Origin of the sequence: Escherichia coli, from assembly GCF_036503815.1 — a bacterium.
Taxonomy (GTDB): domain Bacteria; phylum Pseudomonadota; class Gammaproteobacteria; order Enterobacterales; family Enterobacteriaceae; genus Escherichia; species Escherichia coli_F.
Window position 1 is genome coordinate 1,798,693 of sequence record NZ_AP027764.1, and the last position, 24,086, is coordinate 1,822,778.

Below are 24,086 nucleotides of genomic sequence, written 5' to 3' on the forward strand. Positions count from 1 at the left end.
CAGTAAAAGAATGAGGAAAGCATCATGCCACTCTCAAAGCTCTGGGCAGGTTCACTGGTTTTGTTGGCAGCCGTGAGCCTGCCGCTACAGGCGGCTTCAGCCGTTAAAGTCGGTTCGAAAATCGATACCGAAGGCGCGCTGCTCGGCAATATCATTTTGCAGGTGCTGGAAAGTCACGGCGTACCAACGGTCAATAAAGTGCAACTGGGAACGACTCCCGTGGTGCGCGGGGCGATTACTTCCGGTGAACTGGATATCTATCCGGAATATACTGGCAATGGCGCGTTTTTCTTTAAAGATGAAAACGATGCAGCGTGGAAAAATGCCGGGCAGGGCTACGAGAAAGTCAAAAAACTCGATGCAGAGCAAAACAAGTTAATCTGGCTGACGCCCGCGCCTGCAAATAACACCTGGACCATCGCCGTGCGTCAGGATGTTGCAGAGAAAAACAAACTCACTTCGCTTGCCGACCTGAGTCGTTATCTGAAAGACGGTGGCACCTTCAAACTGGCGGCTTCGGCAGAGTTTATCGAACGCGCTGATGCGTTACCTGCATTTGAAAAAGCCTATGGCTTTAAGCTCGGTCAGGATCAGTTGCTGTCACTGGCCGGTGGCGACACGGCGGTGACAATCAAAGCCGCTGCCCAGCAAACCTCTGGCGTTAATGCCGCTATGGCTTACGGTACCGACGGCCCCGTAGCGGCGCTGGGGCTGCAAACCTTAAGCGATCCGCAAGGCGTTCAGCCTATCTACGCGCCTGCACCAGTGGTGCGTGAATCGGTGTTGAAGGAGTATCCGCAAATGGCACAGTGGCTACAGCCAGTCTTCGCCAGCCTCGATGCAAAAACATTGCAGCAACTGAATGCCAGCATTGCTGTGGAAGGACTGGATGCCAAAAAAGTGGCTGCCGACTACCTGAAACAAAAAGGGTGGACGAAGTAATTTCCCGTGACTTATTTCCGTATTAATCCTGTTCTGGCGCTGCTGCTGTTGCTGACGGCAATCGCAGCGGCGCTGCCGTTTATCAGTTACGCGCCTAATCGTTTAGTCTCGGGTGAGGGGCGTCATCTCTGGCAGCTGTGGCCGCAAACGATCTGGATGCTGGTGGGCGTTGGTTGCGCCTGGCTGACCGCCTGTTTTATTCCCGGTAAAAAAGGCAGCATTTTTGCACTCATTCTGGCGCAATTCGTCTTCATATTGCTGGTGTGGGGCGCGGGAAAGGCGGCGACACAACTGGCGCAAAATGGCAGTGCGCTGGCGCGTACCAGCCTCGGCAGTGGTTTCTGGCTGGCTGCGGCGCTGGCATTGCTGGCCTGTAGCGATGCCATCCGCCGAATCTCCACGCATCCGCTGTGGCGCTGGTTGTTGCATATGCAGATTGCCATTATTCCGCTGTGGTTGCTGTATTCCGGCGCGCTTAACGATCTCTCGCTAATGAAAGAATACGCCAACCGTCAGGATGTGTTTAATGACGCGCTGGCGCAACATCTGACCCTGCTGTTTGGCTCGGTAGTGCCTGCGCTGGTGATTGGCGTGCCGCTGGGCGTCTGGTGCTACTTTTCCACTGCGCGGCAGGGGGCTATTTTTTCTCTGCTGAATGTCATTCAGACCGTGCCTTCGGTGGCGCTCTTTGGCCTGTTGATTGCGCCGCTTGCCGCGCTGGTTACGGCCTTTCCGTGGCTGGGTAAGCTCGGCATAGCAGGAACCGGAATGACACCCGCACTGATTGCGCTGGTGCTCTATGCCTTGCTGCCGCTGGTGCGCGGTGTGGTAGTCGGCTTGAACCAGATCCCGCGCGATGTGCTGGAGAGCGCCAGAGCGATGGGCTTGAACGGAGCACAGCGATTCCTGCATGTGCAGCTACCGCTGGCGTTACCGGTATTTCTGCGCAGCCTGCGGGTGGTGATGGTGCAAACCGTCGGCATGGCGGTGATTGCGGCGTTAATCGGCGCAGGCGGTTTTGGTGCGCTGGTTTTCCAGGGGCTGCTAAGCAGTGCCATTGATTTAGTGTTGCTGGGGGTGATCCCGGTAATCGTACTGGCGGTGCTGATCGACGCACTGTTCGATCTGGTTATCGCACTGCTGAAGGTGAAAAGTAATGATTGAATTTAGCCATGTCAGCAAACTGTTCGGCACACAAAAAGCCGTTAACGATCTCAATCTCAATTTTCAGGAAGGGAGTTTCTCGGTGCTGATTGGTACATCAGGCTCCGGTAAATCCACCACATTGAAAATGATCAACCGTCTGGTAGAGCATGACAGCGGAGTGATCCGCTTTGCCGGAGAAGAAATTCGCTCGCTGCCAGTGCTGGAGTTGCGCCGCCGGATGGGCTATGCCATTCAATCTATTGGCCTGTTTCCCCACTGGAGCGTGGCGCAAAACATTGCTACTGTGCCGCAATTACAAAAATGGCCGCGGGCGCGGATCGACGACCGTATTGACGAATTAATGGCGCTACTGGGGCTGGAGCCGAATTTGCGTGAGCGTTATCCGCATCAGCTTTCCGGCGGTCAGCAGCAACGTGTGGGAGTGGCCCGCGCACTGGCTGCCGATCCGCAAGTCTTACTGATGGATGAACCTTTTGGCGCACTGGACCCGGTAACGCGCGGCGCGTTGCAACAAGAGATGACGCGTATTCACCGTTTGTTGGGGCGTACCATTGTGCTGGTCACTCATGATATTGATGAGGCGCTACGGCTGGCAGAACATCTGGTATTGATGGATCACGGTGAAGTGGTGCAGCAGGGCAATCCGCTGACGATGCTGACTCGTCCGGCGAATGATTTCGTCCGCCAGTTTTTTGGCCGTAGTGAACTGGGTGTGCGCCTGCTTTCGTTACGTAGCGTGGCGGATTATGTGCGCCGCGAAGAGCGGGCTGAAGGTGAGGCGCTGGCAGAAGAGATGACGCTACGCGATGCGCTCTCCCTGTTTGTCGCGCGGGGATGCGAAGTGCTGCCGGTGGTGAACACGCAGGGCCAGCCTTGCGGCACGCTGCATTTTCAGGATCTGCTGGTGGAGGCGTAAGCGTATGAAGATGTTGCGCGATCCGCTGTTCTGGCTCATTGCTCTGTTTGTGGCACTGATTTTCTGGCTGCCTTACAGCCAGCCGCTGTTTTCTGCCTTGTTCCCACAACTGCCACGCCCCGTTTATCAGCAAGAAAGTTTTGCTGCTCTGGCACTGGCTCATTTCTGGCTGGTGGGAATTTCGAGTTTGTTTGCGGTGATCATTGGCACAGGTGCCGGAATTATTGTTACTCGCCCGTGGGGCGCGGAATTTCGCCCACTGGTGGAAACTATTGCCGCCGTTGGGCAGACTTTTCCGCCCGTTGCGGTGCTGGCGATTGCCGTTCCGGTGATTGGGTTTGGTCTGCAACCCGCGATTATCGCCTTGATCCTGTACGGTGTGCTGCCCGTCCTGCAGGCGACACTTGCCGGGCTGGGAGCGATTGATGCCAGCGTGACAGAAGTTGCGAAAGGTATGGGAATGAGCCGTGGTCAGCAACTGCGTAAGGTCGAGCTACCGCTGGCGGCTCCGGTGATTCTGGCGGGCGTGCGAACTTCGGTGATTATCAACATTGGTACGGCGACGATCGCCTCAACGGTAGGGGCCAGCACGCTGGGTACGCCCATCATCATCGGGCTTAGCGGATTTAATACCGCGTATGTGATCCAGGGGGCGTTACTGGTGGCACTGGCGGCGATCATCGCAGACCGCCTGTTTGAAAGGCTGGTGCAGGCGCTTAGCCAGCACGCAAAATAAAGGTATAACCTGCGAGCATGACGCCACCAATTCCGCCTAACGCCATAAAAAGGAACAGGGCGATGACCCCAATTTTAGCTATGCGCATAATGCACTCCTTATGTTAACGAAAGGATTGTACAGTAAAGCGCATTTGTTAACGAATCATTAAATGCCGAGTGGGAAAATATCATGGCCTTGTTCCTGCCAACTGGTAAGTTGCTGCTGTTGGGCAGAGGTTCGATTTTCACCGCACCACACCAGCAATGTACGGCCTTCGAACAGTTCAGGGCGTAGTTGATTGAGCGAGTGGGCGAGGACATCAATGCGCCATCCTTGTTGACTGGCAATCCAGCCTTCCAGCCACAGACGGGTGGTATCCTGAATATTCCAGCCAACCACCAGCGCATCTTTACCCTGTTTTTTACGTGCCGAAGCCAGACAAATGGCGATGTAGTTGATCAGTACGCCGTCGAGGATCGCCAGCAGCGCCTGGAGAGTCGGTTGTTGGCACTGAAGTCGTCGGCGCAGAGGAATAAACAGGTGCGTGGTGAGTGTCTGGGCGGGGTAATCCTGACCGCGCTCTTTGATCCACGTTCGCAGGCTATGCAGATTGCCGCTTTGCAGGTAAGTCAGTAATGTTTCTTGCTGATCGCGCCAGCCGTTCTGCACATCAACATTTTCATTACTGAGCAGCATTTTAACTTTGCTGACCTGCACGCCGTTGTCGATCCAGCGTTTGATCTCGCGGATCCGGTCAATATCGGCATCATTGAACAGCCGATGACCGCCGTCTGTCCGTTGCGGTTTCAGCAATCCGTAACGCCTCTGCCACGCGCGTAACGTGACAGGGTTAATATCACAAAGCAACGCCACTTCACCAATTGTGTAAAGCGCCATCGTCTCACCCTTGCTCGCGAGGTCCCAGTTTAACTTTAGACGCAGTTTTGCGAACCAGGTAGTTTTGCCCGTTTTTTGTTCATCTATAGGGTGATTTTATTTTTGCCAGACGATTTTGAGTGATCGTACTCACGAATTCTCATTTTTCTGCAAGAGTTCAAAGAAAGTTAAACGCAGGCAATGTATGTTACGCGTTTTAAAGGGAAGTGTGGTTTGCGGGTATGTACGATTTTAATCTGGTGTTGCTGCTGCTTCAGCAGATGTGCGTTTTTTTAGTCATTGCGTGGTTAATGAGTAAAACGCCATTATTCATACCGTTAATGCAGGTCACGGTTCGTCTGCCGCATAAATTTCTCTGCTACATCGTCTTTTCCATCTTCTGCATCATGGGCACCTGGTTTGGGCTGCACATTGACGATTCTATTGCCAATACCCGTGCGATTGGTGCGGTAATGGGCGGCTTACTCGGCGGTCCGGTCGTCGGTGGGCTGGTTGGTCTGACCGGCGGGTTACATCGATATTCGATGGGGGGCATGACCGCGCTAAGTTGCATGATCTCGACCATCGTTGAAGGATTGCTCGGCGGCCTGGTACACAGCATCCTGATCCGTCGCGGGCGCACTGATAAAGTCTTTAACCCCATTACCGCCGGTGCCGTCACGTTCGTCGCTGAAATGGTGCAAATGTTGATCATCCTGGCGATCGCCCGACCTTATGAAGATGCGGTGCGTCTGGTGAGTAATATTGCTGCGCCAATGATGGTCACCAATACCGTCGGCGCGGCGCTGTTTATGCGTATATTGCTCGATAAACGCGCGATGTTTGAAAAATACACTTCGGCTTTTTCTGCTACTGCGCTGAAAGTGGCGGCTTCGACGGAAGGCATTTTGCGCCAGGGGTTTAACGAAGTGAACAGCATGAAGGTGGCTCAGGTGCTGTATCAGGAGCTGGATATTGGTGCAGTCGCGATTACCGATCGTGAGAAATTGCTGGCCTTTACCGGAATTGGTGATGACCACCATTTACCTGGTAAACCGATTTCTTCGACTTACACCTTAAAAGCGATTGAAACCGGTGAAGTGGTCTACGCCGATGGCAACGAAGTGCCTTACCGTTGCTCGTTGCATCCGCAATGCAAACTGGGTTCGACGCTGGTGATTCCGTTGCGTGGTGAAAATCAGCGGGTGATGGGCACCATCAAATTGTATGAAGCCAAAAACCGTTTGTTCAGTTCAATCAATCGCACGCTGGGCGAGGGGATTGCGCAATTGCTTTCGGCGCAGATTCTCGCTGGGCAATATGAGCGGCAAAAAGCGATGCTCACCCAGTCAGAGATCAAACTACTTCACGCTCAGGTGAACCCCCATTTTCTGTTCAATGCGCTTAACACCATTAAAGCGGTGATCCGCCGCGACAGCGAACAGGCCAGTCAGCTGGTGCAGTATCTTTCCACTTTTTTCCGCAAAAACTTAAAGCGGCCTTCGGAGTTTGTTACTCTCGCCGACGAAATTGAACATGTGAACGCTTATCTGCAAATTGAAAAGGCGCGCTTCCAGTCGCGGTTGCAGGTCAATATTGCTATTCCGCAAGAATTATCCCAGCAGCAATTGCCCGCGTTTACCCTGCAACCGATTGTGGAAAACGCTATTAAACATGGGACATCACAACTGCTGGATACAGGGCGAGTAGCAATCAGCGCCCGACGTGAGGGGCAACATTTGATGCTGGAGATCGAAGACAATGCTGGCTTGTATCAACCGGTAACCAATGCCAGCGGGCTGGGGATGAATCTGGTGGATAAGCGTTTACGTGAACGGTTTGGCGATGACTATGGGATAAGCGTCGCCTGTGAACCTGATAATTACACCCGAATAACGTTACGACTGCCATGGAGGGACGAGGCATGATTAAAGTCTTAATTGTCGATGACGAACCGTTAGCACGGGAGAACCTGCGCGTATTTTTGCAGGAGCAGAGTGATATTGAAATCGTTGGTGAGTGTTCAAACGCCGTGGAAGGGATCGGCGCGGTGCATAAACTGCGCCCGGATGTGCTGTTCCTCGATATCCAGATGCCGCGCATCAGTGGTCTGGAAATGGTGGGAATGCTCGACCCGGAACATCGTCCGTATATCGTTTTTCTCACCGCGTTTGACGAATACGCCATTAAAGCCTTTGAAGAACATGCATTTGATTATCTCCTGAAGCCAATTGATGAAGCGCGGCTGGAGAAAACGCTGGCGCGTTTGCGTCAGGAGCGCAGCAAGCAGGATGTTTCGCTGTTACCGGAAAATCAACAGGCGCTGAAATTTATCCCTTGTACGGGGCATAGTCGGATTTATTTGCTGCAAATGAGAGATGTAGCATTTGTCAGCAGTCGGATGAGCGGTGTCTACGTTACCAGCCACGAAGGGAAAGAAGGTTTTACCGAACTGACTTTGCGCACCCTGGAGAGCCGTACACCACTACTGCGCTGCCATCGTCAGTACCTGGTTAACCTCGCGCATTTACAGGAGATTCGTCTGGAAGATAACGGCCAGGCCGAGTTGATTTTACGTAATGGCTTAACTGTTCCGGTCAGCCGCCGCTATCTGAAAAGTTTAAAAGAGGCGATTGGCCTGTAAAAGACTGCTAAAATGGTTTTTTGCCTCATCAACACCTGAAGGCCTCATGCTAAGTAACGATATTCTGCGCAGCGTGCGCTACATTTTGAAAGCCAATAATAACGACCTGGTGCGCATTCTGGCGCTGGGTAATGTCGAAGCCACTGCGGAACAGATCGCCGTCTGGCTACGCAAAGAAGACGAAGAAGGGTTTCAGCGTTGTCCGGACATTGTTCTGTCTTCATTCCTGAATGGCCTGATTTATGAAAAACGTGGCAAGGATGAGTCAGCGCCGGCACTGGAGCCGGAACGTCGCATTAATAACAACATCGTGCTGAAAAAATTACGTATCGCGTTTTCGCTGAAAACTGATGATATTCTGGCGATCCTTACCGAACAGCAGTTCCGCGTTTCGATGCCGGAAATTACGGCGATGATGCGTGCACCGGATCATAAAAACTTCCGCGAATGCGGCGATCAATTTTTACGTTATTTTTTGCGTGGACTGGCAGCGCGCCAGCATGTGAAGAAAAGCTAAGACGGGCATGGCGGCCATGCGAAAAACATGGCCGCCGACAGATTATTTCACTTCTTTAAAACCAGCTGCTTTCATCACCAGTTCCATTTGCGCCATAGTGATACCTTTTTTGGCATCTTCAGCAGAAACGTTGATACCTGAAATACCCTGCAGGGCTTTAAAATCAACTTTTTCCATATCGATAGTCACGTTTTCCTGAGCATAAGTATCGGTAAAGGTTAATTTTTCTTCAACGCCAGGGATGTTTTTATATTTGGCACTTAACGGCTCAAGTGTCTTGGCAGCATCTTCTTTGGTGGTTGCACCAATGGAGGCAAATTGAATTTTGGTTTCAGAAGATTGCTTAAGAACCTTGTCACCTTTGTAGACATAGGTAATAGCAATTTCAGTACCGTTCAGATTAGCGCTAAATTTCTTCGATTCTTCTTTGTCACCGCAGCCAGCAAGAGAGAAAACCAGAACAGATGCAACAACAAGGGAAAACAGCTTATTGAAAGCCTTCATGTAAAACTCCATTTTATTTAATCAAGGAACTGGTGACCACACCAGGGGCCATATAGGATATGCCTAATACCTTGGCGTGAGCAGTCCGGAACTGGAGTAGAACTCTTTGTAAAAAGCACTATTTGTCCTTTTTACTCAAGCAAGGTTAATAATTGTTCGCAAAGCAAAACGCAGTTATTCATTGCTTCTCCCCGTGCCTCGCCTTCTGTATTACGAAATTGTCCCAACACATGTGCCAGCCGATAAAAACCCATCGCGGTGAGTTCATTGACCAGCAACTCTGACTGACTAATGGCACTCTGTTCCTGATAGCGCCAGCCATTATGGAGCAGTTGAATAAGCAACGCCTGACAGCGCATCAGTAACTGATGAGTGGTAGACGGTACAGGCAGAACGCTGGTAGAAGGTAGCGGTGCCACAGGCGAAGTTTCTGCGTCCAGTGCCCAGGCGCGGGTTTGCGTCATCATTACTCGTGGTTCCAGTGTCAATTGCCCCTCAGCAAAATTGATAAACCCAGAAACCAGACTAACGGGATCTTCTGTTTGTTGTAACAGAGCTGCCATGCGTTCAACAGCAAAGGGCGCACTGGCTGAAGCTGGCAGTGATAACGTCAGCACATTATCGTCACCTTCGCCACTGATTACCTGCGCATCCAGTGTCTGCCGACTGCTGTCCCAACCGAGTGAAATGCACTCTTCTACTGGCAGAATAAATAAGTTATCGACCTGGTTAAGCGGTCGTATGGCGGCTGGCGGACGTTGGCGTAAATATTCCCGCAAAGCCACAATGCCCGGCTGGCGCAGTGGTGCGCTCAACATTTGCCAGGCATCAGGCGACAGCGGAACAACACTGCTTAAGCGGTTGCGGGTAGCTAACAGCAACTCGCCATCGGCACTGCGTTTTGCTGCTTGTGAAACAATTTGCCCACCCGCCAGCGCGCCAGCCTGAAAACTAAACAGCCGCCGTTTTGCCGCTGGAGAGTTATCCTGTTCACTTCTCGGCCAACTGCGCGAAAGATGCAAAATACTGCCGGTGTCGGGATCGGTGAACCAGATGCGTAAACCATACCGCTCATTATCCTGCCAGCAACGCATACCTAGTGACACCAGCCGCAAATGATCAAGCTTTGCTTCGCCAGCAATGCCTGCGCCAATGACCGTGCGCCACGGTATGGGCGGTACTTCACCGACACTGTCACGTCGCGCCATCTCTTGTGCACTGTTCAAGCGACTGGTTAACGCCGCAAGCTGGCACAAGCATTTTCCGGCATGATAGTAGCTGGCGCGGGCGTGGAAGGCATCAACGCTTGCCCGTAGCTGTCGTAGTGATTCACTTACCCAACGCCAGTTGCAGCGTTCCGCCGCTTGCTGCGCGCGGCTGAAAGCGGCCTCGTAGTGGATTGACGGTTGGCTGATCCCGCCCAGCCATAATGCCTGACTTAATTGCTGAACATATTGACGACATGCTTTACCTTCGTCGCTGGAAAACGGATCGTCAGATGATGTGACGTGTTCACTGTGCATCTGCCAGATCAAATGAGTAAATTCTGCTTGTTGATTTTTGGCCTCGACGAAGGCCTGCACAGCCAGTGCTACGTGTTCACACAGCGTTCCTTCAATACAATCACAACGGGCGAAACGAATGCTGCTGCGGGAATAAAAACGCACATCGCTCATCGGTAAGCGGGCAGAGGGAATTTCGCCCGGTGTGCAGAACAACTCAATGGTGATGCCTTTAGCGACCAGCGCCTGCGCGCGTTTACGCGTGGTATTGGGCAGGGTAGCCAGTTCTTCCTGCCAGATTGCCGGATCCCACTCTTCTTCTTTTTCCGTAGGCTGGGCGGTGGCACAAAGTCGTTGATAACTTAACACCAGCATCACGCGATGACGGCACATGCCGCTGGCCCCGCAGCTGCATTGAGCCTCTTTCAGTGCCTGACTGTTCGCCAGCCGGGTACGGACACCGTCACTGAACGTGGCGATTAAAGCGCCGTTCTCATGGCAGATTTCCGGGACGTTGCCATTTTCCAGTTCTTTAAGGCTGCGCTTAACAAAACCGGCATTGCTTAACGCCGTCAAAGCTTGTGGTGTCAGTTCTAATAATTCCGGACGTAGTGAATTCATGACTGAAGATTCTCCGCAAGCCAGGTCGCCAGTTCGCCCGGTGTCATGGCAGCTATTTGTGCGCCGACATTAACCAGCGCCTGGGCCATATCGCGGTCATAGCAAGGTGTTGCGGTGCTATCTAGCGCCGCCAGTCCCAGCACTTTGATGCCGCTCTGGACACACTTTTTCACCTGATGCGTCAGCAAAGATGATGAACCCCCTTCATAAAAATCGCTCACGAGTATGATGACGCTTTTCGCTGGTTGTTCAATAAGTTGCCGACCATATTCCACGGCACTGGCGATATTGGTCCCGCCGCCCAATTGTACTTTCATTAATAACTCTACCGGATCGGCAACGTCGGCAGTGAGATCGACGACGTTAGTGTCAAAAGCGACCAGATGGGTACGAATGCCGGGTAACTGCCATAAACAGGCCGCCATCACCGCTGAGTGGATCACCGAGTCAACCATCGATCCGCTTTGATCAACCAGTAACACCAGCTGCCATTGTTCGCTATGGCGCTTAATGCGACTGTTAAAGCGGGGGGATTCGATATACAACTTGCCGTGTTGCGGGTGCCAGTGTTGCAGGTTGGCGCGCAGAGTACTTTTGAAATCGAAATTACGCGCCAGTGGAATAAATGAGCGGCGACGGCGATCGCGGACACCAGAAAAAGCCTGACGAACTTCCTTTGCCAGTCGCGCCATAATTTCTTCAACAACCTGGCGCACTATCCGGCGGGCGGCAGCCAGCACTTCGGGATTCATCAGATGTTTGGTGTGCAAAACGGCGCGTAACAGGCTTTCAGAGGGCTGCATACGTTCCAGCACGTCGAGATTTGTCACTACATCTTCAATGCCATAGCGCAGTACAGCATCGCTTTCCAGCCGCTCAATCACCTGTTGCGGAAACAGCGTGTGAATACTGTTGATCCAATCAGGGGTGGTGAGATTTGAGCCACCTAATCCACCGGAGCGTTCACCACGCTGGAGCCGTTCAGGATCGCGCCCGTACAGCCACTCCAGCGCGTGGTCCATCCGCCGGGCGTTGTCATCCAGCCCACAAAGCGTCGTTTCTGCCGCTTCGCCAAGAATTAATCGCCAGCGTTGTAGCTCACGAGTGGTCAGAAGATCGTTCAGTTCAGACATGGAAAACTCCCCAGTGTTGCAGTGATGCCATTGCCTGCTGTTCGAGTTGTTGATGATGTGCAATGGCTTGCGGTGGGCAATGCAACGGCATTTGCAGCGCCGAAACGGGAAGCTGAGCGAGCTGGTAATGCTCAAGCACCTGATGCGCCAGCGTCCCGCGTTCTCGTGGCGGTAGCCAGGCCATCGCCGCGCGCAAATCGGGCAGGGCGTTAATAAAATCGGCGTCACTCAGTTGATTCAAATGGCTGCTGAAACCGGCGATAAATGCAGGCTGACTGGCCAGTTGATGGCGGGCTAATGCCAGCAAACCGTGCAGCGCCTCGCCAGATTGTGCCGGGGATAATTGTGCCAGCATCGTCAGCGCCGCTTCGGCACTGGCGTTGGGATGTTCCAGACGCATCAGCGCGCCAAGGGCCGCACCGCGATCCAGCGCTGGGGCATGAATCGCCTGACTGCGACGTTCCAGTAAGGCTACCGCCGCAGAAAGCGAAACGCCGGGTAAATTAACGCCGCTATTTAGATCGCGCAGGATATGGCAAAGCGCCTGCCAGCTATGCAGGTGAGCGTGAAACTCCTTTTCATCCGGTCTGCCGTTGGATTCACACAGCCACAGCGTGCGATCGATAGCCGCGCATAACGTCGTCTGCAATATCTGCGCGCCTTGCATACCGCTGATTTCATCGAGTTGCCATAAGGCATAAAGCACTTCAAGCGCCTGGCCCATTTCGGCAAACTGATTTTCCTGGGCGATTAATAATGTGAGTTGTTCCAGTAATTGCTGACTGAAGGACGCCAGACCCGCTAACGCTGCCTGGCTAAGACATGTGGTGATGCCGCTGATTCCACCCGCGTCCAGCATATCGGCTTCTAATTTATTGCGTGCGGCCTCCTGGAGTGTGGCACCAAAGCAGGCGGCTTCAATCAATGCCGCATGTTGGCTAAGTGGCTGGGTTAATGTCCAGCGTTCTTCACCGTTGCCCGCCAGCGTCAGTGTACTTCCTTGCTCGCGCACAATGCCGGGAATCTCCAGTATTGCCAACCGATGTAGCACCTGACTTTGCGCCAGTCCATCGGGGGTAAAGCGATTTAAGGTAAGCTCCGCCGGAAGAGAGATTCCGGTACGTTCCAGTTCGCAGGTGACATCTTTTGGCAGAGGTGGCTGTGGCGTCGAGGGGGCAAGTTTACCGAATCCGTCACCTGCTAATGTGTCTATCAACGTTACCAGTATCGGATCGGTATCGGGATGAATAACGCCGCGATAGCTCCACGGCAACGGCGCATTCAAGGCTTCTTTAATCAGCGAGCCTGCTATGGCATCCAGCCAGTCAGCGCGTAACGGTAGTGTATGACCGCGCAGCTGTGCCAGCGCCATCGCATGTAGATGAGCGGCAGCCATATCCGCGGTTGAAGCAGGCAAGTGGTGCTGGCGCAAACGGGTAAGAACCGTTTTTAGTAGTTGTTCACCTGCCTGCTGCAAACCTGACTGCCAGCACCAGTTTTGCCAGACCGGGGCTGGCATTCCTGAAAGGTATCCTGCCAGCACATCAAGGCGCTTTTCACTGTATGGCGTGAGATAGCAACCTGTAACGGCATCATCCTGTGAGAGCAATTCTGGCTTGTTAATTTCTTGCGGGCATTCGCGCCACATTTTTGCAAGTGCCGGAGCGTGCCAGCCTCCGCAGACGACTAATACGTCGCCATTATTTTGCTGCATCGCCCATGCAATCCAGCGGGCCATAAAGGCTTCGCGCTGACGATTGAGTGCATCGCCGGAGGCGTCGCCCCGCAGTTGTGCAAAATAGTGCGCCAGTGCAGAGGGTAATATAGTTTGCTGGCTTTCATTTTCGAACAAGTGATCCCACAAGGTGTCGCTGTTATCCATGCGGGTGGCACGCAGCAGCAAGGCCTGGCTTTCCTCTTGCATATCCGGCGAATCATCCTCTTCTTCACTTTGTGCCCAGCAAGGCAAATCGATGAAGTAAGTTTGTGCCTGAATACGACGTGCGGCTTGTAGCGCCTGCCACTCCGGCGAAAATTCAGCAAATGGCGTCCAGGCACCACGCCCGGGGGCCGCACCGTCCTGATACTGGCAATAACTGTAAATAGCTACCGGAAGCTGGTGGGCTAACAACAGTTCGTCTACCCGGTCATTAAAATCAGCCGGGCCTTCAATCAACACGTATCGTGGCCGCTGGCTTTCGATTAACGATTTCACCAGCCGGGCGCAGGCCGGACTATGATGCCGGATGCCGACAATTAACGGCTCGCTCATGGATCTTTCCTCACGGCAGGCGGTGGCGAGCTTGATAATAAGCCTGCCAGTGAGCTTCTTTATGTGTAGCGACACGTTGTTCGAAGTAACGGCGCAGACGTGCGCGATCTTCTTCGTTATCTTTGACGATGGTTCCGGCAATACAGTCCACCAGGTCGGCTGGCTCCCCCGCGCGATTCGCTAAAAACCAGGCGCGGACGCCCACAGCGTGGGCCACGTTCACGGCTTCAGCGGTGGACATAATCGCTGTCAGTGTATCCATTGACGTTTTCTTTTCGCCGTTGGCACGCAGATCGCGGAAGGTGCGTACCAGTAACTCAAGTACCGCGTCAGGCACTTTATGCGGAATACCGCTATGGGCCAACAAACGCGCCGAAGCACTGGCGACCAGTTCCAGCTCCTGGGCGAAATCCATAATCGGAAAAACCGTTTCAAAATCGAAGCGACGCTTTAGCGCAGCGCTCATTTCATTGACGCCGCGATCGCGGGTATTGGCAGTGGCAATAATATTAAAGCCTTCTCGCGCATAGAGCTGACTGGCTTCACCAGTGAGTTCCGGCACCGTCATTACCCTGTCAGAAAGCATACCTAACAGACAGTCTTGTACTTCCAGCGGTGTACGCGTTATCTCTTCAAAACGGACAATTTTGCCGTCGCGCATTCCCTGGTAAAGTGGGGCAGGGACCAGCGCTTCCGTTGACGGGCCATGGTTGATAAGCAGGGCGTAGTTCCAGCCGTACTTGATTTGATCTTCGGTGGTAGATGCGCCGCCCTGGATGGTTAACCCAGCATCGCCGCTAATAGCGGTTGCCAGTAATTCAGACAGGAGAGATTTTGCGGTGCCAGGTTCCCCCACCAACATCAAACCGCGCCCGGTAGCAAGAGTGACTAACATGCGTTCGACAGCGGAGGGACTAATCACGACTTTACGGCTGATATTTTGCGCGCTATCGCCAAGAATAAAAGAACGGGCCGCAGGCAAACTTAACTGCCAACCGGGCGGGCAAGGTGCGTTATCATTTTGCTTTAATTTTGCCAGTTCATCGGCGTATAACACAGCGGCAGGCGGACGCTGCAGATGATTATTCTGCGGTGACATATATTCATCCCTGAAATGTATTAATCAAATAAACGATATTTTACGCGCAATAAATGTTTGGCGCATTAGTTGTTTGAGCGGAAAATATCTGGAAAGCAGATCACAGTAAATAAAAAAACCTGCTGGTGAGGCAGGTTCTTTTATTTACTACTTTCAGGCCTAACACCACGGCCTGTGCAACATCGTGTTCCAACGAACGAATTATAACCATCGGTGGACCCCGTTGCAATTAAGATAATGAGATTTATAATCCTGACTGTTGGGACGTTGCGCCGGATCGAACCCATTTCAAGTCCTGGCTACCGGACGGGTGGTGCCGCAGGTAGTGCCCTGATCCGGAGTGCAACATCGTGGTCCAACATACGTAAACCAGTATCGACAGGCAGTGTAAGGGTAAGATGCTGGTGTTGCGCTCCTTAATAAGGAGAGCGGATGGACACGCTGACACAAAAGTTAACCGTGCTCATTGCCGTACTGGAGTTATTAGTGGCTCTGTTACGGCTGATTGATTTGTTGAAGTAACGGGCAAATTGAAACGCATCTAAGGGGGAAAATACCGCTTCCCCCTTTAATAAAATGATTATTGCTTCCATTAATTCACCCGATAACTTTTTTCTTATTTATAAATTCATCGATTTTATAATGAACGTACATTTGACCGGGATGTGAGTATTTATGGTGGATTATGGGCAAAAATATCTGGAAAGCAGATCGCAGAAAATAAAAAAACCTGCTGGTGAGGCAGATTCTTTTATTTACAACTTTGACGTTAAGTTACTGATTATGCAACATGGCGCCCCAACGAACGAATTATAACGACCTACGGACCCCGTTGCAATTAAGATAATGAGATTTATAATCCTGACTGTTGGGAAGTTGCGCCGGATCGAACCAATTTCAAGTCCTGGCTACCGGACGGGTGGTGCCGCAGGTGGTGCTCTGATCCGGAGTGCAACATGGCGACTCAACATACGTAAACCAGTATCGACAGGCAGTGTAAGGGTAAGGTCCTGGTGTTGCGCTCCTTAATAAGGAGAGCGGATGGACACGCTGACACAAAAGTTAACTGTGCTCATTGCCGTACTGGAGTTATTAGTGGCTCTGTTACGGTTGATTGATTTGTTGAAGTAGCTGGCAAATTGAAACGCATCTAAGGGGGAATACCGTTTCCCCCTTTAATAAAGCTATACTCGCCATACTTCAAGTTGCATATGCTGCGGCTGCGGGTTATTCGGCCCATCCATGGACCTCACCCCTTACGGGGCCGCTACAAGTAGCGTTCAAATCCGCTCCATGCGGATTTGTCGTTCACTCCAGTCACTTACTTTAGTAAGCTTCTGGGGATTCACTCGCTTATCGCCTTCCTGCAACTTGAATTATTTAGAGTATATTATTCTATTTCTTGGTTGAATATGTTCTGTAGTTCACGATTAAAAATTGCTATTACAGTTTTAGGTGATTCACCTCGTAATTTTCGCTCATCAATAAATTCATCTCTTATATAAATCAACGCATCATTTATTAGCGGGTCGGCATCTTCTCTATCACGTTGATGAAATGTTGGACGTAGCCGGAATCGTTCCTGTCGATAGACGGAACCTGTAACTAATTCAGAGCATTTATGGATCTCAAGTCTGAAGGAAAACGGATCTTCAGGTACAGGGACTTCATAATCATAAATAGCGACCAGCTCTTTTTGCACGATCATCGCTTTTCCCGGTGGTAAGTCGTGTTAATAACGGGCAGTCGCATTACTCCCCGCTGTGTATTAATGGAAAATGACGTCAGGTGCGCTTAACGCTTCACTCAAATCAAACGTATCGAGTTCGGCAAAAGTGACAGATTTATTGTCACGGTACACTCGAAGAGAACGGAAGCTCATTAGCGCTTTGTTATCAGCACTGTAGTGGTTAAAACCGGGTGAAAACTTAAGGACCAGCCGGTACTCGCCCAGGTCATAGACAAATGCGTCCTCAAAACCTGACTCCCAGCCTTTGTATCGCATTCCCATAAGTTGCCCAACGGTTGCGGATTTACCTTCCCAGCGAGTCAGGCTGTTACTGGCTGACTCGTCAGGTGTGAGCAGCACTGTGCGCCGCATCAACTGGCGAAAAGGCGGCATAATTTCGTAATCGGCAAAAACCTGTGCAAATTCACTGCGCATTTCTGCTGTCATTTCTAACGGGTGGGCAATGCCAATCAGAGCATCCGCAGGCAGGTCAATTGGCTCATCTTGTGCGTTGCAGAACTCCCCCTCAGCGGCCACACGAAAGGCGTTGAGTAAACGACGCGGTTCATTTGCCGGATAAACCGCCCATATTAATCGCTGAGTAACCAGGCGAGTAAAGGGATGATTAACAAACAGAGAATGAAAATCTGCCAGCGACCAGCGTCGGGTGGTGCGTAGGGCAGTTTCAAGACGCGGGAGCAGGTTTTTGCTCACCTGAGTGGCATCTTTTTTTAGCCCTTTTAGTCGGGCCAGTGCCTCGGGCGCTTTCAGTTGATCGTCATCGGCGCGCAACCGGGGAACACTTTTCTGGCGAACGTTTTGCTGATCAAAGATAACCGGGTTGAGGTTTTCATCGAAGCGAACGGTAAACTGCCGGGGTCCAAAATCAAATATCAACGCCTGCGGATCATCCAGGCCCAGTGTTGGGACTAATCTGTCCGCTAACTCTTCCTGGCTTAGTCCACGATTTTCTGCGACCACCTGAAGAAATTCCGCCGCGTTATCACGTAAGGGACGGGATTTCGCCCGTTGCGATATATGATGCAGCTGTATCAGCGCCATATCATTATTCATCAGGGTAAGTATGTTCAGGCCACTGACGGCACGGGCAGATTTGCCTTCCTGTGGCCAGGCGAGGATCTTTGTCGTCAGATCCCGAGCCGTGCTTTCGTCACCAAAGAGACTTAACGCCAAAAAAGCCCAGTTGTCTTTTGCGGGGGCGCCAGCCTGTTGCCAGGCGGTGAAGAGATCCCAGGCAAAAGCGGCCAGCGTTTGTGGCTGGCAGAACGTTTTCAGTTGTTCCAGCCCGCAATAAAAACGTCCGCCCTGGGTAAAGCGCAGCATTTCGCCAATAATTTCCAGAGCGTCATCAGTAACAGGCTGATTATTCGTGATAAGACGCGGCCTGGACCACATTGCCGGATGCCAGAAATCAGGGGCTTTGGGAATGCGTGCCGGGTAAATCTCTATTGGACTCTGTTTAAGTAATTGCTCCAGGGCAGGCCATACATCTGTACGCTGCCAGCGGTTTGCTACAGTTTGCAGTAATTCGCCATGCCCTTGTTCATACAGTAAACGCAGAGCGCTGAGTGCCGCTTCGCTGTTATCGCCAGACCTGGCAAAGATTAATGGGATCAGCGCCGTAGCCGTATGCTCCGGCCATTGTAAAATCCACTGGTGAGCCAGATTACGCTGGCCCGCAAAACGATGCCAGACGCGGGCAATGGGTAACGCCAGTTCGGTAGTGCCGAATTGAATCAGCAGCGGAAATATCTCTTTTGGATGTCGGGCAAAGGCGGCGCTTAAACCGGGCAAAGCATCGGTACCCAGGACACTTAACAGATATTCTACCCCGGTGTAATGAAAATCAGCCGCAACAATTTGTTGCCAGCACGATACCGCCATTTCGCGCGGCATCTGCGCGATAAGGTACAGATTCCACACTCCCCAACGCTTTTCATCAGTGTAATTAAATTTGCGTTGGAAAGTTCGCCACCCCTCCATCAACGCAACGCTATCTTGTGCCAGTAATGCGCTGGCGGCCTCTTCCCGGTAGTGTTTATTTTCATTCTGTTTTGCCTGATAATTGAGCAATCTTCCTAATGAAGTATGTGTCTCTAGTTGATCGGTATCCAGAGCATCCAACTGTCCTGTGAGAATAAACTCATTAAACTTCCACCTGTGATCTTCAAAACCTAATTCCCGCAAGAAGGTATCGGTTCCTCTGCTAGCGAGACGTTCGTCAAAAGGCATGGCGCTAAAATGGCTGATTGTAGTTTGCTGTTCCTGCGTCCAGTGTTCCTGGGACGACCTGTACGCTTGCGGTACAAGCGTAAGTTCAGGTAGCGAAAAGTGAGTTATGGAAGCCTTTTTCCTGCCACGCCACGGTGGTGAAACGAGGATTTCAGGCAGACTATTGTTATCGGTGCTATCAATAACCGGTTTTGGCGAAGCCGATAAATAACTATTCACCACTGCCCGGGCTTGAGTACTTAACCACGGGATCACCTCTTCTGCCAGTTGTGGCTGCGATGCCATCAGCGTTTGTAACAGCGTACGCCAGTATTCATCACGTGCTTTTTGCTGTGCAGGCAGCTTTTTGTCTTCGATGATAGGATAACCAGGGCGCGTAGGGGGGGCTTTTAACGCCAGTAGTTCTGCCAGTGCGGCGAGCGTCGCATGGGGAAAGTTTTTACTGTATTTAGCCACACGCTGCAGGCTGGGTTTGTTTTTATCGACAACTAACAGCAAGATGCGAATAATTTGCGGATGGTTAATTTGTACCAGCAGGCTACCGCAATCTTCTTTATGGGCATACATTGCCAGGCGTGGAATGGCTGCCAGTCCTTGTTCGCGCAAAAGGGCGGCGCAGGCCGCGTAGCCGAAGTGGTTTTCATGCGACATGTAGCTGGCTTCGCGATCGCTGAATATATCCTGGCTCCAGTAGCGTTCGAGTTTTCTCACCGCTCTGGGGTCATTAGCAACAACTTTTAACCACTCCTTAGAATGAAAATGAGTCCGCGGGCATTCAAGGCCTACCAACTCATTGGCGATTTCTGGTTTCTCCGGGATGATGAGTGCAATAAAAGGACGGCGAACTTTGGGTATTCCTGGCAGTGCGGCAATGAGTTTGTCGGCGCAACGCTGCCAGCAGCTTTCCTCTGCCAGAGAGAGATGCTTACGCAGTCGGAGATCGAATTCGTTATAGGTTTCTGAGCGATAACCATAACCATCGTCCTCGTTCTGATACTGCAATGTTACTACCAGAGGATCACTCTCATAACACCGTACAATAAACTGGCGTGCAATCACCACTTCAGTCGCATATTCCAGTCCCTCTTGTTGGACGATTTCGTCGAGCAACTGTTGGCTATCATTTTGCGCGATACAGGCTAGCGCCGCCATTGTCCGGGCCGGAATTGAGGGTTTGTGCTCGCCGATCAAGTTGATGGCTTGCGTAATGGCCGACTGCCACTCCAGTGAAAAATTTTCATAACGCCAGACAATGTTTTTTTTCTTCTCAGCAATGTGTAGCAATTTATCACCCAGTGTCTGGATGAGGCTTTCAGTGATAACAGGCACCGGTTCGCCCGGCCAATTGCGATGGCTGAGTGGTGTTTTGCCTTTTTTATATTTCAGTTCCAGCTGGGCGTTATCCGCCAGCCACGGTAATTCCTTGTCCATGTTCTTTCCTTATTCAAACAGGGCTTCAATATCGTTAATCAACTCGCTGGCGGTGATGTCATCGAGTGCGGAGAACTGCGCTTCCTGTGTTGAATGACTCCCCCAGCCATAGCTTTCTGCTTTGCCTTCCCATAGCCACAGCTTGCTTAAGAGTTGCTCGGCACTGAGTTCGGCTGGCGACATACCTACTGCAAAGCCTTCATCGATTTCCATGATTAATGACCAGCGGCCCAGAGGTTTGATCATCCAGCCGATCCAGCCTCCGTCTTGCGGTTCACCACGCACCCAGCCTTTATTCGACAGCCCCATAACCCGACCGCTCGGGCATTTTCTGCCTGCCCAGCGGGTCAATTCGCTGGCATTGCGCTCGGTTTCTGTCAGGGCATAACTGTTGCGGTCGAGCTGGCGGAACGGCGGTAACAGCTCGTAGTCGGCAAAAAGCTGACCAAAGGCGGCGGCATCCGTCGGTGATATTTCCAGAACGTGAGGAATACCAATAGAGATATCGCCTTCCGGCAGGGTGAAAAGATCATCGTCAGCGGTGCTGTAGCTGTTATCTTCTGCCACCCGGAAACAGGCCAGTAGCTCGTTTTCGGTGCTATAAACGCCCCAAATCAGACGGCGGGTTAAGTGGCGAACCAGCGGATGCTCAACCAGGAATAGCTGGAAGTTTTCCGGCGACCAGCGGCGGCGCAGGCACATGGCGGATTCCAGCCTTGCCACCTGCTGGGCGGCAACGGTACGCGCATCTTTTTTCAGCAGTTTGTAGCGGTTAACTGCATCGTTCGCTTGGGTTTCATCATCGCTTTTGTTCGGTTTAGGCAAGTCTTTCAGGCGGCTGCCGGAAGCATCACGCACAAACGGTTTTAAGGTTTCATCAAAGCTGACGGTGAACTGCCGTGGCCCGAAATCCAGCAGCAGCGAACCGTTATCATCCAGACCGAGATCGGGCGCTAAGCGATCTTCAAGTTCTGCCACTGTGAGTTCGCGGCTTTCGGCAATGTCGGCAATTTTTTCTTTTGCCCGCTCCTGTAATGCTTTGAATTTCAGTTTCTGAGCAATGCCGTTAAGCTGCATCAGGGCGATATCGCTGCCGATAGCGGCGAGGATATCAAGCCCGACGGTGGCACGTTTATGCTGGGATTCACCAGGCCAGGCGCGGATTAATGGCGTCAGTTTGCGGGCGGTGTCATCGTTGCCGAGAACACCTAACGCAGTGAACGCCCAGCTCTCTTTCGACGGCGCGCCAGCGGTCTCCCAGGCGGTAAACAGATCCCAGGCAAACTCAGCCAGTGAGTCGGCAGTACAGGCGTCTTTCACCTGTAATAACCCCGGATACAGCGTATCTTCCTGAGGGAAGCGAAGCATTTCACCGAGGTGGAAGAGGGCGCTATCTGGCAGTGATTGGGCGTTTGCTTTTAATACCGGGCGCGTCCAGAGCGATGGCTGATAAAAGGCCGGAAGAGTGGGGATTTTTGTCGGGTGATTATCTAAGGGATCGAGCGCTAGCAGAGCGTTCACCGCGTCTGTTACTTCCGGCTGGTTATAACGCCGGGCGATTTCTTGCAATAATGGCTGATGACCGTTTTCTGTAAGCATACGCAAGGCAGCGCGGGCGTTGTCCTGCGCTTCACCGGCTTTGCCGAGCGCCGCGGGCAGCAGGCCGGTAATGGCGTGTTCCGGGTATTTCAGCAGCCAGCTACGGGCGTCTTGTCGTAGGGTTTTGAGTTTGTTGAAGGCGCGGGCGATCAGTGGCGCTAATTCGATAGCCGCAAAATATTGTGCTACAGGCAGAGCTTCTTGTGGATAGCGTGAAAAGGAGTGAATAAAACCCTGTAACCCAGCGAGTTGCAGGTGCGTCATGACAAACTCGACACCGACGTGTGGCTCTTTACTGAGGACATTCCACGCCTGCGCTGTTTTTTCGATAGGCAGGGCGGCTAACATGTAAAGCTGCCATTCCCGTTGATAGGAGTGCCAGAAGGTTTTAAATTCGCTGATCAGCGCAGAATAATCTCCCCTCTGCCAGAGTTCTACAACAGCATCAGACGCTTTCATATACTGGCCATTATTCCAGCGATTGAAACCCAGACGTGCCAGGTAGTTCTGAATATCCTCTTTTTGGCCGATGTCTATTTGATGTGCGTGCCAGCGATGCCTTGCATGAATCTCTTTTTCTGCCGTCTCGGTCAATGTGCAGCATGACTCCAGCGGTAATGGCGTTAAATCCAATACCGGCATTACAGATTTTTTCTTTCTCGAAAGCCAGGGCGGTGAGACTAATATGGCTGGCAGTAGATCGGCGCTGGCATGGTTTGAGGGCTGTGTCAGTTGTTGCAGGCATGATTTCAGCACTGCAACTGCGGGTGTTGAGAGCCAGGGAGTAGCCTGTTCTGCTAGTGCCGGTTGCGAGATAAGCATCGTCATCAGCATAATGCGCCAACTATTCTCTTCTTTTTGCGCAAGAAGTTCCGCCAATGCTGCCAGTGCTGCGTGTGGGAACGCAGTGCAAGCCTTAGTCATTCGTTCATGGCAGCGTTTAGTTTTGCCAGACACACGTATAAGTAGCATTAATGCTTGTGGGTGATTGATCTCTGCGAGAATACTTCCACAAAGATCAGCATAAGCATAGGGGGCGAAGCGAGCGATTCCGGCAATCCCTTGCTCCTGCAAAACGGTGACATTCCAGATGCAACCATGGTAATAGTCATTAAAAAGGTCGTACGCGCAATAAGATTCCAGTGCTTTGAGCAAGGAAGATTCTTGTACAACAAGTTTCAGCCATTCAACCGTTTGAACATTTTTCTGCTTCAGTAACCGTCGTGCGACTTCTTCTGCAATCTCCGGGCGTTCCGGTAGCATTAGCGCTACCATCGGTTGTTGAATGGGAGGAATATCAGGCAAAGCTGTAATGAATTTATCTACACAGCGTTGCCACAAAGTTTCTTCTGCTAGAGCCAAATGCTTACGCAGTCGAACGTCAAAGGGGGTAACACAATGTGCATGGTTTAATAATGGCTGAAAAGTAATGTGTATGCTTGTTCTGTGATAAGTGCAATCGAACGAGATATATTGCATGGCAATAAACATATCCACGGCAAATTCTAGTCCGTAGACATAGACAATTTCATCCATGAGTTCAGGGCATTCGCCCCAGAATTTACGCGAAACCAGAACAACCTGTACAGCCAACGCAGCAGGAGAAAGTGGACCATTAGCGAGAGCTTCATTGATATTCTGTTGCCAGTTAGCAGAACATGCACTGAAATCGTATGTTGTTAATTTTCCTGATAGATTATGAATATTCTGGCCTAAATTCAGAAGGAGGCTGTCTTGTGGTTTGCTTACAGCATCCCCAGGAAAACGTCGGGAAGGTAAGGCCTCCAGAGACTTTTTCTCTGATAAATGGATAGTGGAATCATCTGCCAGCCACGGGCATGGTGTTTCAGCAGGTTCAACAACCGTACTTTGGTCAAATACGACAGTGGTTTCTGCCACGCCAGTTGTATCTACTTCGACCGTTTCTATTTTGATTGCGGGCTGGGATGGCGAAGATAATTCTTCCACATATCCCTTCTTCACCTTCTCCGCAATCAGCTTCAGTTCCGCTTTTTCCGCCGCCGTAGCATCAGCAAAGCTTTTTACCTGGCTTTGCCCGTTGGTACTGACTTTGCCCCAACTGATATGCAGCTCGTTTCCCTGCTGCTCCACCGCCCAGAATTTATGTGATTTTTCGTCCTGATAAATATAGGTTTTCATTGC

General features: G+C 51.7%; 17 protein-coding genes. 7 read left to right on the forward strand and 10 right to left on the reverse strand.

The genetic code is table 11. The annotated features are described in order from the left end of the window. Nucleotides 1-24 precede the first annotated feature (24 nt). Genes osmF through yehW form a run of 4 tightly spaced genes read left to right on the forward strand, consistent with a single transcriptional unit; the run spans nt 25 to nt 3,761 of the window. Nucleotides 25-942, forward strand: coding sequence for a glycine betaine ABC transporter substrate-binding protein OsmF (gene osmF / locus AABJ99_RS08590; RefSeq protein ID WP_032303355.1), 918 nt, complete (start codon nt 25-27; stop codon nt 940-942). A 6-nt stretch (nt 943-948) separates the two neighbouring features. Beyond that, entirely contained in the window at nt 949-2,106 is a 1,158-nt protein-coding gene (gene yehY, locus AABJ99_RS08595; protein ID WP_039020541.1) for a glycine betaine ABC transporter permease YehY, read from the forward strand. Beyond that, nucleotides 2,099-3,025, forward strand: coding sequence for a glycine betaine ABC transporter ATP binding protein YehX (yehX, locus tag AABJ99_RS08600; RefSeq protein WP_032303353.1), 927 nt, complete (start codon nt 2,099-2,101; stop codon nt 3,023-3,025). Before yehY ends, yehX begins: the two co-directional genes overlap by 8 nt. Before the next feature lie 4 nt (nt 3,026-3,029). Next, entirely contained in the window at nt 3,030-3,761 is a 732-nt protein-coding gene (yehW, locus tag AABJ99_RS08605) for a glycine betaine ABC transporter permease YehW (RefSeq protein WP_039020542.1), read from the forward strand. Here yehW and yohO read toward each other — a convergent pair. Together yohO and mlrA are read right to left on the reverse strand one after the other, a co-directional pair. Next, nucleotides 3,742-3,849, reverse strand: coding sequence for a protein YohO (gene yohO, locus AABJ99_RS08610; RefSeq protein ID WP_001216963.1), 108 nt, complete (start codon nt 3,847-3,849; stop codon nt 3,742-3,744). The genes yehW and yohO overlap by 20 nt on opposite strands. A gap of 59 nt (nt 3,850-3,908) precedes the next feature. After that, nucleotides 3,909-4,640: an HTH-type transcriptional regulator MlrA gene (gene mlrA / locus AABJ99_RS08615; RefSeq protein ID WP_001240401.1), complete on the reverse strand. Its 732-nt coding sequence runs from the start codon at nt 4,638-4,640 to the stop codon at nt 3,909-3,911. A gap of 221 nt (nt 4,641-4,861) precedes the next feature. On the opposite strand from mlrA, the gene btsS reads away from it, so the two are divergent. Genes btsS through yehS form a run of 3 tightly spaced genes read left to right on the forward strand, consistent with a single transcriptional unit; the run spans nt 4,862 to nt 7,780 of the window. Further along, nucleotides 4,862-6,547: a two-component regulatory system sensor histidine kinase BtsS gene (gene btsS, locus AABJ99_RS08620; RefSeq protein ID WP_024212152.1), complete on the forward strand. Its 1,686-nt coding sequence runs from the start codon at nt 4,862-4,864 to the stop codon at nt 6,545-6,547. After that, the gene (gene btsR, locus AABJ99_RS08625; RefSeq protein ID WP_001353101.1) at nt 6,544-7,263 is read left to right on the forward strand and encodes a two-component system response regulator BtsR; all 720 of its coding nucleotides are present in this window, start codon (nt 6,544-6,546) and stop codon (nt 7,261-7,263) included. Before btsS ends, btsR begins: the two co-directional genes overlap by 4 nt. A 46-nt stretch (nt 7,264-7,309) precedes the next feature. Then, a complete protein-coding gene (gene yehS, locus AABJ99_RS08630; RefSeq protein WP_001295430.1) occupies nt 7,310-7,780 on the forward strand; it encodes a DUF1456 family protein in 471 nt (156 codons plus the stop codon). Between the two features lie 42 nt (nt 7,781-7,822). On the opposite strand, the gene yehR is transcribed toward yehS, so the two are convergent. From yehR to AABJ99_RS08675, 8 genes are all read right to left on the reverse strand, one after another. Further along, complete coding sequence (gene yehR / locus AABJ99_RS08635) at nt 7,823-8,284, reverse strand: YehR family lipoprotein (protein WP_001353103.1); 462 nt, start codon at nt 8,282-8,284, stop codon at nt 7,823-7,825. A gap of 131 nt (nt 8,285-8,415) precedes the next feature. Further along, nucleotides 8,416-10,407, reverse strand: a complete 1,992-nt coding sequence (locus AABJ99_RS08640) for an SWIM zinc finger family protein (RefSeq protein WP_115739158.1) — start codon at nt 10,405-10,407, stop codon at nt 8,416-8,418. After that, entirely contained in the window at nt 10,404-11,540 is a 1,137-nt protein-coding gene (gene yehP / locus AABJ99_RS08645; protein WP_322281181.1) for a VWA domain-containing protein, read from the reverse strand. The genes AABJ99_RS08640 and yehP overlap by 4 nt, the downstream gene beginning before the upstream one ends. After that, the gene (gene yehM, locus AABJ99_RS08650; RefSeq protein WP_160523906.1) at nt 11,533-13,812 is read right to left on the reverse strand and encodes a DUF5682 family protein; all 2,280 of its coding nucleotides are present in this window, start codon (nt 13,810-13,812) and stop codon (nt 11,533-11,535) included. The genes yehP and yehM overlap by 8 nt, the downstream gene beginning before the upstream one ends. A 10-nt stretch (nt 13,813-13,822) precedes the next feature. Continuing rightward, a complete protein-coding gene (gene yehL / locus AABJ99_RS08655) occupies nt 13,823-14,911 on the reverse strand; it encodes an ATP-binding protein (RefSeq protein WP_000074861.1) in 1,089 nt (362 codons plus the stop codon). A gap of 1,390 nt (nt 14,912-16,301) precedes the next feature. Next, nucleotides 16,302-16,619, reverse strand: a complete 318-nt coding sequence (gene yehK, locus AABJ99_RS08665; RefSeq protein WP_039021906.1) for a protein YehK — start codon at nt 16,617-16,619, stop codon at nt 16,302-16,304. A gap of 60 nt (nt 16,620-16,679) precedes the next feature. Continuing rightward, nucleotides 16,680-20,324, reverse strand: a complete 3,645-nt coding sequence (locus AABJ99_RS08670; RefSeq protein ID WP_039021905.1) for a DUF4132 domain-containing protein — start codon at nt 20,322-20,324, stop codon at nt 16,680-16,682. Nucleotides 20,325-20,333: 9 nt separating this feature from the next. Continuing rightward, entirely contained in the window at nt 20,334-24,083 is a 3,750-nt protein-coding gene (locus AABJ99_RS08675; protein ID WP_039021904.1) for a DUF4132 domain-containing protein, read from the reverse strand. Between the last annotated feature and the right edge of the window lie 3 nt (nt 24,084-24,086).